We start from the raw sequence: 12,752 nt of genomic DNA, 5'->3' as shown, positions 1-12,752 counted from the left end.
TAACCAGTATAGCCAAGTTAACATTATTCACATGCTGACCTGTCTTGGCGGCAATCCGTCACTGTTACCCCTAATTCCTTAAGCTTAGTAATCACAGATTTAGGCCCGACTAAATGCCCTGCACCTATAACCGCAAAAATAGCTTGCTGGCTCTGACCATCCGCCAGCATGCGATAAAGATCAGCTGCCATGGTTTGATTGCGATCCCACAATAATTTTTGCACTAAATCTTGCTGAGTATTCGCAAGCATATCCGCCTCGGTCAGCTCAAGCAGCTGCTGATCATGACCTTGATGCCAAGCATCAATCAATGCGCGCAAACTGCTATCGGGTGTAGTAATAGCCTCTGCTAACAAGTAATTTTGGGTGCTAGCATCAAATGAGGCTAACAAGGCCAATTGAAACTCACTGGTTTCTAGCTCTAATACCGATTTAGCCTGCGCCTTATTAAGCCAATATTGATCAACCCCAAAAGCTGGGGTAAAACCTAATTGCTCAAATTGCAGCAAACTGATTTGTAAGGATTGCAACCATGGCTGCCAGGGCGTTAATGCCTCACAAAAGGCTTGGCGACTCTGGCAATACTGAGTTAATTCAGTTTGAGTCGCTGGGGTAATGCCAATAGCAGGTGATGCCTTAGCAATCCGCAGTAATAACTCGGGCGCCATTGGCTGTCTAATATCAACTTCAACCACCAGGCTTTTCGCCTTACTAAAAGCAGCTTCAATATGGGGCTGCATTGGATAAAAGCTCGCCTGCCCCACATGAATTGATCCCAATAAAAAAGCGCTATTACCCGCTTTATCTAAACGGTAAAAGGCCGGATTAGCTTCACTGGCATAAGCGGCGCCCCATCCCCACCAGCTAAGTAATAACAGCATAAATGCGCGCGGAATTTTGCGGGGAGAAGAGCATTTCATATATAATCCCTAACTGACCTTTGTTGAGAGAAACCTAATGCCTTATTCACGAATTCTGGAACAGTTGCAACAGAATCTGCAACTTGCTTACCGCCAAGCCATAGATGCCGATGCTAAATTAGATGCATTACAGCAAGCTGGGCACGCTAAATTCAGCACCATTTTTAAGCCAGAACAAGGTTTTACTCAAAACAGTAAACGTTTTCTACCTTATGTCAAAGACTTAGCCACTGAAGTAGCGCAATTTCCAGCCACAGATATCGACACTGAGCAGCTGCAAACTGTTGTGAAAAAGCTCGCGTTAGTGCTATCAACCTTGCAAGCCTTTAAGCAACAAGGCTAAGCAATCAAGCGTTACTAACAAAAACAGCCGCTAAAAAGCGGCTGTTTTGTTTTTAGTGCGAAGCGTTATTCCGAAGGTGAGCCTTGCAGAACTGGCGCCACGGTTTTATTAAACCAAGTGGTTAAGAGCCCAGACTCATACATAAAGGGTCTATCTATAATAGGTTGAATGCCATCAAGAAAACCTAAGTCTTGCAGTTTCTCACTGCCAGCCAGCATAGTTTGGTTGCCTTTAATCACCTTATACGTAAAGGTAATGCGAGGCGGGTATAAATTACTCACAATGCGAATATCATTTAAGGTCGCACCAAAAGTTGGCCGAATATCGCCAGCTAAATCAACATTAGTGACTACTAACTCAAGCTTTTCGTTCGACTCCAGCATAGGCGTTACTTGCTGGGCTAAATTCGCCGTTAAGGTATCAAATACCCGCTGCTGAAAGCGCGATTGCAATTCAGAAGAAGCCTTAATGTCGGTGTACTTAGCGGGATCCAGCCATTCTATGGTTACTGCTCCAGCTTGGGTAACCATACTTGCATCCTGACTGTTTTCAACCGCTGAGTTAACCACTGTCTCAGCCTTATTCTCAGTAGGCGTTTGCGCGCAGCCAGTCAGTGCAATAGCACCAACTATGACAAGTGAAAGATAAGATCGGGCACTCATTAAGCTCTCCTTTGGAATTTGCGCAGGCATATCCCTCGCGCTCAGATTCAACGTTGTAATTCACAGCAACGATTAGTACATCAAAAGTTAGCTTAAATATACATCAAATGTCACTAATTACATGTGAATCTGAGGTTAGCTTATCTGCGCGCTTTAAAAAGGAAAACGCTGACACAAGCCAGGATAATGCTTAAGCAGCATTTTTTTTCTGTCATCAAATTTCTTGCCTGCGGGGCGATTGCCAGTCGATGGCACAAACGGCAATTCTTCACCGGTGCGATCTTCATAAATCTTGCCAGCGACCAAATCATATTCATCCACAAACGGATAAGGAAAATTATCGCGCATCGGAAACTGAGGTAACTCAGCTAAATAATCTGGCTCCACTAAAATACGCTCAAACCAGGTTTTACCTAAAGAAATCAAGAAGCAGCGGAATTCAGCAAACGCATATTCATTATCACAGCCGGTCAACACAAACGCGGCGCCCCACATAGGCCAAGTGTAGGCTCTACGCATTTGTTTAGAAAAATACACATCAAACTCAGCTAACTGCTGATCGTCCAAAGCAGTTAAAGCTTGAGTCAGGGCTGTGACTAAGCTTTGCTCATCTTGCTCAGCGCTGGTGCGACTCACCAACTGCCAAAAATCATTCTCTGTCACGCTAACCTCTTCTTTGAATATTAAGGCAATTTACTGGACTCAAGCGATAGGAGTTTTTACACTTTGGCAAAAACTAACAGAGCTTGCTATGAAATCCTACCCTTGGCCCATTGCCAGTCTAACTATTTGCTATTTACTTGCTGCTACATTAGGAATGACTTACGCCATCACTAGCGCTAATCTCAATTTATTTAGCTTAGGTATGATACCAGTATTGGTGGGTATTTACTTACGTGCCGATTGGGGCTTGTTACTGTTAAGACTCTACATTGCTATTCAAGCTCTTGCCATCATGGCGTTAGCCACCACGGCAGTGATTGCTTGGCAGATAAATCCAAAAGAAGTGGTAGTGCAGTGGAATGGCATTGTTATCCCGATTGGGCTAGTGATAGCCAGTGCAATCATCAGCCAAGTGTTGCAATGGCAAGTGGCATTTAGCGCCTCAACTCGCAACTTTTTTAAGCCAATTTCAGTCAATTAATTGCAAACTTGTCAGTCTGGTAAATACTTAGTCAAAGGATGGAATATGACCTAAGGGATTTATGAGCCAGTTTGATATTAGTGACCTCACGTTATTATTAGTTGAGCCGTCACCTATGCAGCAGAAAATCATCATGGAAAGATTACATGATGAAGGCGTGTGTAATATTCAGACGGCAGATAGTATCACTTCCGCTAAGGCCGAAGCTAAGCAATGCCATCCCGATGTGATTGCTTGCGCTATGCACTTTGCCGACGGCACAGCGCTTGATCTCGTCAAATACATTAAACAAGATCCTGATCTTGAAAATATCTTGTTAATGCTAGTCTCGAGTGAATCCCGATTCGCCCAATTAGATGCTTATAAGCAATCTGGGGTGGTTGCCATTTTACCTAAACCCTTTTCACGGGATAATTTGCATACCGCGCTCGTTTCAGCCGCCGATTTACTCAGCCATCAAGAAATCGAACTTGAATATTTAGACCCTCATGAACTGCGCGTATTGTTAGTTGATGACTCAAAATTGTCGCGCAATATTATTCGCCGCACACTCAATAATTTAGGTTTCAGAAACATTACTGAAGCAAGCGATGGCAGTGAGGCTAAATTATTATTTCAACAGCAATATTTTGACTTAGTCGTGACAGATTTCAATATGCCAACTATGGATGGCTTGTGTTTAACGCGCTTTATTCGAGAAGACAGTGAAAATAGCCACACCCCGATTTTAATGGTCACATCAGAAGCCGATGAATATAAACTGAATCAAATCTCTCATTCAGGAGTAGACGCCGTGTGTGATAAGCCGTTTGAGCCCAAACTAGTGAAACGCTTGTTGCATCAAATATTAGAAGGTTAATCCTTAATGATATTGCGCGCTGCAGAGTCCATAACAATCAAAGCTATGCGCACAAATTGGCGAGCCATTAAAACCCCTAGTGTAAAAACTCATCATATTGAGTCAATTTTAAGCAACAACAACTTCCAATCAAGAATGTGCTGTGGCATGTTACATGAAAACATCACTCTCTAAGGAAGGACACGATAATGAACAAAGCTGAACTGGTTGCCAAAATTGCCGAAAATGCCGATCTGTCAAAAGCACAAGCAAACCGCGCGCTGAAATCGTTTGAAATGGCGGTAACTGAAGCCATGAAAAATGGTGACAAGATCTCATTGGTTGGATTTGGCTCATTTGAGATAGCGACTCGCTCAGCCCGTACCGGTCGCAATCCACAAACCGGTAAAGAAATTCAAATTCCAGCGGCAAAAATCCCCAAGTTTAAAGCAGGCAAAGGCTTACGTGATTCATTAAATTAAGCCCTTATTCAGCGCTTAACATAAGCATAAGAATTGAGAATTAGATAGCTGCGACAAATAGTGACAAGCAAAAACTCACTAGCGTTAGAACAACCTGCAGTTTTGCAAATTTGCTGTAACCATTTGCATTAGGTTTAAATTAAACATCTAATAATAAAGGGAAATAGCATGAGCACTCGATTAACAAGCATAGCCATTATCGTGGCTACAAGTATGGTGTCGGGTATCGCAAGCGCTGCGGTATCTGGCAATATTGGAGTTACTTCTAATTACATTTGGCGCGGCGTCACGCAAACTGCTGATGCCACCGCAGTGCAAGGCGGTTTAGATTATGAGCATGAATCAGGCTTTTATCTTTCCAGCTGGGCATCAAATGTCGACTTTGGTACCGACACTAGTTATGAACTTGATTTAGCTGGCGGATATGCCAACAGCTATGGCGATTTCGCGTATGACATTGGTTATATCTACTACGCCTATCCAGATGCTGACGATAAAATAGATTTGGGCGAAATCTATGGCTCCATTGGTTGGAAGTGGTTCACTCTGGGTTACTCTCATGTGGTCAATGCATCAGATGACATAGTCTCTGAAGGTGTGGATAAAGAAGATTATGGTTATCTCACTGCCGACATAGGTATCCCAGTTAACGAGACTTACTCAATCAATATTCATTATGGTTATTCAAGCGGTGATGTGATCCAAGATTGGTTCGATCAAAAAGACTATTCTGATTACAACATTGCGCTTAATGCCGAAACTACGATTGGCACAGTGAGCTTTATGATCACAGACACTGACCTTAAGACTGACGATCCTAAAGTGGTATTAGGCTATTCATACGGCTTTGATTTATAAAGTTAGTTTTTATAAATTTAGCTGACAATTAAGCCCGCAATAGCGGGCTTAATCCAATAAAACGCCTGAGCGGCTTACGCTTATTTTTGCGTTAAGCTATCACTTTGCGATTAACCTTACGCGCCATCACTTCTTTTTCGATTAGCTCAATAATACTTTCAGCAATGGCTATGCCAGTACAATTTTCTATGCCTTCAAGCCCTGGTGATGAATTCACTTCAAGCACTAACGGGCCTCTATCGGAACGTAAAATATCAACCCCTGCCACTACTAATCCCATGGCTTTAACAGCGGCTATCGCCGTTTTACGCTCTTGCGGCGTAATTTTAACTTTCTCGCCGACTCCACCTAAATGTAAATTGGAGCGAAAATCTCCTTCAGGGCCTTGTCTGCGCATGGAGGCCACCACTTTATCGCCCACAACGAAACAGCGAATATCACTGCCCTTAGATTCTTTAATAAATTCTTGAATCAATATGTTGGTCTTAAGGCCTAAAAACGCCTCAATCACGCTTTCAGCCGCTTTTTTAGTTTCTGCCAGCACGACACCTATGCCTTGAGTGCCTTCCAGTAATTTAATCACCAAGGGCGCGCCGCCCACCATATTGATGAGATCTGAAATATCATCCGGCTTACAGGCAAAGCCAGTAATAGGCATGCCAATACCTTTGCGCGATAGCAACTGTAACGCTCGCAATTTATCCCGTGAGCGCGCAATCGAGATGGAATCGTTAGCGGCAAACACCCCCATCATTTCAAATTGCCGCACTAAGGCGCAGCCATAAAAGGTCACACCGGCGCCAATGCGCGGGATCACGGCATCAAATCCCACTAAATCTTGCCCTTCAAAATGGATGCTCGGCTTTACCGAATTGATATTCATATAACAATTGACTGTATTAATCACCTGCGCCTCGTGGCCGCGGCTAATACATGCAGTAAGTAAGCGCTGCGTGGAATACAACTCAGGATGTTGGGACAAAATTCCTATTTTCACGATACGTACACCCAAAATAAAAGGCCAAGACGGCAAAGAGATTTTTGTCTATTCAGTGACCTGGCGCAAGCAATTTCAAACATTTAACCAACATTTATTTAGCCTAGCAACACACAAAAACAACGAAACTCGTATAAAAGCGAGTAGGAGTGGGAAAATCAAAGTGGCAACCCCTTATCAATGCAAGCGGCACTTGAGTAAAAACCATAAAACAAGCAACATTTTGGCATCATTTGACGAAATGTTCTGATTTTTCACTAACTTGATATACACTCAAAAAAGGTTTGATAAAGGACATCAAGATGACATCAATTTCCTTAGCATATAAAGAAAATTTAAAATCACTGTCTGATGAATTGATTCGGATCCAAAAACCGATCCAGATTCTCGATGCCATAAAATGGCCAAGAGAATACGAGCATACCTTTTTACAAACCCCCAATCGCCTACCCACCATTGATCAAGCCTTTTATCAGCAGCGACCTCTGCCTTTTTATCCGCGCGAATTAACGTTAGCTTTGCTGGATTTAAAAGTGGCTATTCGTCGCAAACTTGGCCATCGCGATCCATTAGGCAAAATTCTAAGTAAAACCGCCGATCAATATTTACTTGTGATTGAAATGCTTGAAAATCGCGGCAATAAACGTTTTGGTGAGCTCAGCAGTCAACTGTACGGTTCATCCACCCAAAAACTGCATGGCGATCGTCATAGCATCAAGCAGTTAGGTGACCGCCTAAGCTACTTATTTTCCCTCCCCGCCGCTAAACGCGCCAATAGTCAGCACCCCAAGATACTGGATGCCAGCTACGCTGTGGATGAATTAAGTCGACGGTTAAATAGTTATTTTCATAGTGATGATATTCGGGTGCGCCTCAGCGACGGCATCATGTCGGACGCGGCAGTCGGTGGCGATACCATAAAAATAAGTAGCCATGCTAAGTTCAGTGAAGCGGATTTAAATATCTATGAAGTCCACGAAGGCTGGGTGCATGTAGGCACCACCTTAAATGGCCGCGCTCAGCCCTATGCCAGCTGGCTTGGGGTCGGTTCGCCGCGAGTAGCCGCTACCCAAGAAGGCTTGGCGGTATTACTAGAAATGCTCACCTTAAGCTCAACCCCTGGCCGAGCGCGGCGCATTAGCGATCGCATTGAAGCCGTCAACATGGCGGAAAATGGCGCTGATTTTATTGAAGTATTTAGTCATTTCCGTGAACGCAACTTAAGTGCCACCGACAGCTATCGCATCACCCAAAGGGTATTTCGCGGCGGCGATGTGCGCGGTGGCAGCTATTTCACTAAAGACATTTCTTATGTGCGCGGCTATGTTGAAAACATTAACTTCATTCGCGCCGCCATTACCGCGGGCTTACCAGAACTTATCCCTATGTTGTTTGTTGGCAAACTTGCCATTGAAGATATTCCCGCGATTTATCAAGCCTATCAGCAAGGGGTTATTGATAAACCTCAGTACTTACCTTCCATGTTTGAAGACTACAGCGGCCTCTATGCTTGGTTTGGCTTTGCCTCTGGCTTGGCCGAAATTAACTTAAAAGGGGTGCAACGTCACTTCCAGCGCCTATTTACCGACTTACCAGTAGTTGACCCTATTGCAGAATTTACCGATGAAACAGAATTTGATAACAGTAGCGACTAGGCATAGTTAGGTTGCTCGCAGCCTACACAATCAAACCACTCAATCGGTAATCGGCTAAATCTGCACTCAACTGAATGCTCAATAAACGTCCTTAATAAACTAAAAACCATGGCCATTGTTGATAATGACCATGGTTAGCAAGTTATGCTTAAAAAAACATGGCTAGCAAATTGTAAAGCTAAGCTAACTTAGTTGCGCCCCATTCTTACCCCTTAATACCTAGCAATCATAAAACCCAACGGTATTAATCAATTCAGCGACTGCTTAGCTAAAGCCTCTTTACGGCGTTTAAAATACTCGCGGCTTAAGCCAAAAATCACTGGGCTTAATAAAATCAAGGCGATTAAGTTCGGGATGGCCATCAGCGCATTTAAGGTATCAGCCAGCAACCAAATAAAATCGAGGGAACTGATAGCTCCAAGCGGTACAGCTAATGTCCACAACCATCGAAAGGGCGTTATCACCCGTGTGCCAAACAGATACTGAGCGCACTTTTCACTATAAAGACTCCAGCCCAAAATGGTGGTAAAAGCAAAGACAGTTAAAGAAATAGCCACAATATAATTGCCCATAGGCAAAGCTTGGGAGAAGGCATGGGATGTGAGCGCAGCGCCATTAGCCCCCGATGTCCACGCCCCCGTGACTATAATGGCTAACCCCGTGATAGAGCACACGATGATGGTATCGATAAAGGTTCCAAGCATGGCGACTAACCCTTGAGCCACTGGATCTTTGGTTTTGGCAGCTGCGTGCGCAATTGCAGCGCTGCCAAGCCCGGCTTCATTTGAAAACACGCCGCGTGCAACCCCAAAATGAATTGCGGCCCATACGGCAGCGCCGGCAAAACCGCCTTGAGCAGCTACTGGATTAAAAGCGCTTTCAATCACTAACACTAACGCTGCCGGAATTTGATCGGCATAAATAAATAACACGCCAAGGCCTGCGCCCACATAAAAAACCGTCATCAAGGGCACTAATTTACCTGAGATATCGGCTAAACGCTTAACCCCGCCCATGAGAACTAACCCCACCAACACCATCATGGTGGTACCGGACGCCCAAGCAGGAACATTAAAACTTGTCGCCAGCGCTTCAGCCACTGAGTTAGCTTGCACAGTATTGCCAATGCCAAAACCGGCCAATGCGCCAAAAATAGCAAACAGGGTTCCTAGCCACGCCCACTTTTTACCTAGGCCATTTTTGATGTAATACATGGGGCCACCAACATGGTTACCTTGGTCATCGACTTCACGATATTTAACCGCCAGTACCGCTTCACTGTATTTAGTGGCCATACCCACCATAGCTGTGCACCACATCCAAAATAATGCGCCCGGTCCCCCCATGAAAATAGCGGTCGCTACGCCAGCAATATTACCTGTGCCTATGGTGGCCGATAAGGAAGTCATCAAGGCGTTATAAGGACTGATCTCGCCTTTTACAGCATCATCGCTTTCAGCGGTACGGCCTGACCACATCAACTTAAATCCGTAACCTATCTTTAAAACGGGCATTAACTTAAGCCCCAAAGATAAAAAGAACCCCACCCCTAAAATTAATACCAGCATGGGTGGCCCCCATACCCAGCTATTAATAGTGCTGATTATTTGAGTAATAGATTCCATAGTGACCTCATGCTTATTATTGTTATTGAGCAGCGCTTGATGACAACTGCTTACCAACACAAGCTACAACTTATTGTTAACAAATGAAACATCTATCACTTAACACCAGTGTAAATGCCTAAATCAATAAAATACGGCTGAGGTCATGCCATGATTCGCTGTGTTTTCTAGCTATATTTTCAATTTGTGATCCGCGTTGCTAGATCTCAGCGAACACTTGTACGCATAATTGCAGCTCACTATGTTCACCTAACTGGAGTCGGTCAATTGCAAACTCAACTGTGTAATCAGTGTGGCGCCACCATCGCCTATAGCGATTTAACCTGTCATCAATGTCAGTGCGATTTCAGCTTAGATGCACTCGCTGGCATCGACCCAAGCTTGCACCTTAAAAGCCAGAAACTTACCGCTTGGTTTAGTTTATTACTTGGCGGGGTCGGGGCTCATCGCTTCTATCTAGGTCAACCACTCAAAGGCAGTTTGTACCTCGCCTTTTGCTGGACACTAATCCCAAGTGTGGTGGGCTGGTTTGATGCCTTTAAGACCTTCACCATGGATCCGGTACAATTCAAACTAAAATATTGCCGCCGCTCACATGTGTGCTGATTTCATATAATGAATCTTTGAATTAACACGACTTAAGTTCACTTCAGCATTAATGTGCCCTAACGAAAAAAGCCTGCGAATGCAGGCTTTTTTATGGCAAAAAATAAGGACTATTGTAAGTTCACAGTAAAGTTCATTTGCGTGACTTTACTGCTTGGCGTTGTTGCCGTAATAGTGACTACCGCAGCACCTGGAACGCCATTATTAGTGAGGGTAAAGTTAGTGCTAGTGCCACCAGCGCTATTGGTATTAGGCACCTGATACCCATTAAAACTAATCGCACCTAGACTTGAGGTCACAGTAACCACTGTACCTGCGGGTAAAACCTGCGCTGGCGTTGATGTGTCAGTTAAGTTCACTCTAAAGCTTTGACCTGCCAAGGCTGGCAGATTAGGGGTAACTAGCTGACCACTAGGGTTGGCAATAATGGTATTAGCACTGAACACTGTCATTAAGGCATCTGAACCTGACATAGTCATCACTAGCGCTTTGCGAATATAACTCTTACTAAACACCCCTTGCCCACAAAGAGTACCTTGGCACTGAGGGCCGTTAAAGCGGCCATCAGCTGCAGGATAGACACCATTGTCAGCTAAACTTAAGTACTTCTCACCAATATCATATTGATTATTTTCATTATCATCACGAAATGGCGCGGCTAAATCGCTAAAGCCTTGGCTATGATAAGTTTCAATATTCATGCCATTACCCGAGCAAGTCTGGGCATTACCTACAGCATCAATACAAGCCTTAGCAATAACTCCGCCATCGGCAGCATCAAAAACGTTATTACCATTGGTATCAAAAAAGGTTTCATGACCTAAGGCATAAGCCAAAATAGTAATGCGATTATCAGGCACTCGCGGCGCACTTGAGGTCCACTCAACGCTGCAGCTGCCATTAACCGTTAAACAACTAGGTACAATCTGACCGCCTTCAGAAGTAAAATTGATGCTAGTGTCATCAGGTACTGGGTTGGAAAAATTATCAGCCGCATAGGCAGTAATAGTGACTTTAGTGCCGTCCCGCGAACCGGCCTCTGGGTTTGAGGTTGTGGTGGATAAACTAAAGGCTAATTGCTGCGGCAAACCGGTATTAACAGTTAACTGCTCGGACTGACTACTGATTTTTATGCCAGTGTCAGCATCAGTGGCTGTTGCCGTGACTCGCACAGGTGTTGGCACTGTGCCTGATAATACCCGCACACTGACTTCGCCCAGTGCATTGCTGATGCCAGTAGCGCTACCAAGGCCATTGGCAAAGCTTAACCCGCCCACCAGAGTATCTAGACTAAATACAACCGTTTGCTGCGCGGCAGGCTGACCATTAGCACTAAAGACTTTAAACGTCACTAAGGAGCTTTCACTGCTACCCGTACCGCCAGCGCCTTTAATGCGAATTTGCTTAGGTTCAGCGGAGATAAAGCTTAAGTTAGCTAACGTTTGGCGCGCTAAGATAAATGGCAAGGTTGCTGTCAGGCTCTGATTACCAATTAAGGCAGTCGCTATTATCTCATCATTGCGCTCAGTGTTACCACTGCAGCTAGTATCTTCAAAGGTGGCCTTAGCATCACCTGCGACGCTAGTGACCGGAGTATCTAATTTGGCATTGCCACCCAGCGAGCAATTTGAACTAAAGCTCACTGAGGTTGGAGTTTGTAAACGCGTGACTTTGCCTTGCTCATCGATAGTCACTAGCGAGGCTGTTAGCCCAAAACTACCAATGGCACTTAACAGGTAATTACCATTGCTATCTTTAGGTAAGCTAGTCCCTAAAGTACCATTGATAAATGTACCATCGGCAAAATGGCCGAGCTTAATTTGAGTACTGTCTTCAACCACATCATTACTCAGCACTTCAAATAAGCTGGTCTTAGTAATGACTTGGCCGCTATGATCTATGCTTGCGGTCAGCGCACTCGCCCCTAATTCATTTACGCTTGGGGTAAATGGAATTTGCGCTAAGCCAGCGTTATTGGTGAGCGCAGTGGCAGGCTGCAAACTGGCATTACCTGCACTGAACGTCACTTTAGCATTAGTCACAGCTTGATTTTGGTCATCTGTCACTAGCGCTTGTAATTGCACGGTTTCACCCACTTTGATGCGGGTGACTGGCGTGCCATTAAGGTTAATACTGCTAATGAGTTGGTATCTGGATTTATCCTCAACCGCCGCCACAAATTCATAATTAGCGCTCGCGCTTAAATTAGTCGCTGCAATTGTGGTAAAACTGGCCGTCACGCTGCCAGCCCCTTGGGCTTTATCGTCATTAGTGATAATCACTTGGGCGATACCATCACTATTGGTCAATTTAGTGGCGGGAGTGACAGCAGCAAAACTACTGCTAAAATTCAGCATTTGGCCCACGTTGGAGCCATCTTTAACATTAAGCTTAGCGCTAACACAAATGCTTGAGCCTGTGGCAAAACTTACCGAATTGGTAGCGCCACCACATATTCCCTGCTCTACGGTATGAAAACTAATAGATAAATTATCTTCACCACTACCACTACCACTACCAGATTCATCACTCGGGCCATTACAACCACTCAGTAAGATAATTGCCAAGAAAGTTAGCCAGTAAAATTTGGTAGATGAGATACTTCTCATGCCGCAATCCTTG

At 44.5% G+C, this 12,752-nt stretch carries 13 protein-coding genes; 7 read left to right on the top strand and 6 right to left on the bottom strand.

What is annotated here, in order from left to right; all coding sequences use genetic code 11:
• Positions 1–23: 23 nt before the first annotated feature.
• The gene (locus FJQ87_RS04010) at positions 24–920 is read right to left on the bottom strand and encodes a TraB/GumN family protein (RefSeq protein ID WP_140930757.1); all 897 of its coding nucleotides are present in this window, start codon (positions 918–920) and stop codon (positions 24–26) included.
• 37 nt (positions 921–957) lie between these two features.
• Between FJQ87_RS04010 and FJQ87_RS04005 the strand changes: the two genes are divergently transcribed.
• Positions 958–1,263, top strand: coding sequence for a prephenate dehydrogenase (locus FJQ87_RS04005; protein ID WP_140930755.1), 306 nt, complete (start codon positions 958–960; stop codon positions 1,261–1,263).
• Between the two features lie 65 nt (positions 1,264–1,328).
• On the opposite strand, the gene FJQ87_RS04000 is transcribed toward FJQ87_RS04005, so the two are convergent.
• Together FJQ87_RS04000 and FJQ87_RS03995 are read right to left on the bottom strand one after the other, a co-directional pair.
• On the bottom strand, positions 1,329–1,925 hold the full coding sequence (locus FJQ87_RS04000; RefSeq protein WP_168195135.1) for a DUF3016 domain-containing protein: 597 nt from the start codon (positions 1,923–1,925) through the stop codon (positions 1,329–1,331).
• Positions 1,926–2,078: 153 nt separating this feature from the next.
• Positions 2,079–2,588: a DUF4240 domain-containing protein gene (locus FJQ87_RS03995; protein WP_140930751.1), complete on the bottom strand. Its 510-nt coding sequence runs from the start codon at positions 2,586–2,588 to the stop codon at positions 2,079–2,081.
• An 88-nt stretch (positions 2,589–2,676) separates the two neighbouring features.
• On the opposite strand from FJQ87_RS03995, the gene FJQ87_RS03990 reads away from it, so the two are divergent.
• From FJQ87_RS03990 to FJQ87_RS03975, 4 genes are all read left to right on the top strand, one after another.
• Positions 2,677–3,069 carry a hypothetical protein gene (locus tag FJQ87_RS03990; protein WP_140930749.1) on the top strand — a complete coding sequence of 131 codons (393 nt, stop codon included), beginning with the start codon at positions 2,677–2,679 and terminating at the stop codon, positions 3,067–3,069.
• A gap of 61 nt (positions 3,070–3,130) precedes the next feature.
• A complete protein-coding gene (locus FJQ87_RS03985) occupies positions 3,131–3,928 on the top strand; it encodes a response regulator (RefSeq protein WP_140930747.1) in 798 nt (265 codons plus the stop codon).
• A 188-nt stretch (positions 3,929–4,116) separates the two neighbouring features.
• Positions 4,117–4,389 carry an HU family DNA-binding protein gene (locus FJQ87_RS03980; RefSeq protein WP_140930745.1) on the top strand — a complete coding sequence of 91 codons (273 nt, stop codon included), beginning with the start codon at positions 4,117–4,119 and terminating at the stop codon, positions 4,387–4,389.
• A gap of 168 nt (positions 4,390–4,557) precedes the next feature.
• The gene (locus FJQ87_RS03975; protein ID WP_140930743.1) at positions 4,558–5,247 is read left to right on the top strand and encodes a TorF family putative porin; all 690 of its coding nucleotides are present in this window, start codon (positions 4,558–4,560) and stop codon (positions 5,245–5,247) included.
• Between the two features lie 91 nt (positions 5,248–5,338).
• On the opposite strand, the gene rimK is transcribed toward FJQ87_RS03975, so the two are convergent.
• The gene (gene rimK, locus FJQ87_RS03970) at positions 5,339–6,244 is read right to left on the bottom strand and encodes a 30S ribosomal protein S6--L-glutamate ligase (protein ID WP_140930741.1); all 906 of its coding nucleotides are present in this window, start codon (positions 6,242–6,244) and stop codon (positions 5,339–5,341) included.
• A gap of 302 nt (positions 6,245–6,546) precedes the next feature.
• On the opposite strand from rimK, the gene FJQ87_RS03965 reads away from it, so the two are divergent.
• Positions 6,547–7,899 (top strand): flavohemoglobin expression-modulating QEGLA motif protein, encoded by a 1,353-nt coding sequence (locus tag FJQ87_RS03965; RefSeq protein WP_140930739.1) that lies wholly within the window; start codon positions 6,547–6,549, stop codon positions 7,897–7,899.
• A gap of 248 nt (positions 7,900–8,147) precedes the next feature.
• On the opposite strand, the gene FJQ87_RS03960 is transcribed toward FJQ87_RS03965, so the two are convergent.
• Positions 8,148–9,524, bottom strand: a complete 1,377-nt coding sequence (locus FJQ87_RS03960; RefSeq protein ID WP_140930737.1) for a sodium:alanine symporter family protein — start codon at positions 9,522–9,524, stop codon at positions 8,148–8,150.
• A gap of 267 nt (positions 9,525–9,791) precedes the next feature.
• Between FJQ87_RS03960 and FJQ87_RS03955 the strand changes: the two genes are divergently transcribed.
• A complete protein-coding gene (locus FJQ87_RS03955; protein ID WP_140930735.1) occupies positions 9,792–10,130 on the top strand; it encodes a TM2 domain-containing protein in 339 nt (112 codons plus the stop codon).
• A gap of 110 nt (positions 10,131–10,240) precedes the next feature.
• Here FJQ87_RS03955 and FJQ87_RS03950 read toward each other — a convergent pair whose 3' ends face one another.
• On the bottom strand, positions 10,241–12,739 hold the full coding sequence (locus FJQ87_RS03950; protein WP_140930733.1) for an Ig-like domain-containing protein: 2,499 nt from the start codon (positions 12,737–12,739) through the stop codon (positions 10,241–10,243).
• Positions 12,740–12,752 lie beyond the last annotated feature (13 nt).

Source organism: Shewanella sp. SNU WT4, assembly GCF_006494715.1.
Classification (GTDB): Bacteria; Pseudomonadota; Gammaproteobacteria; order Enterobacterales; family Shewanellaceae; genus Shewanella.
The sequence above is the reverse complement of the archived record's forward strand: the minus strand, read 5'-3'. Positions and strand labels throughout refer to the sequence as shown.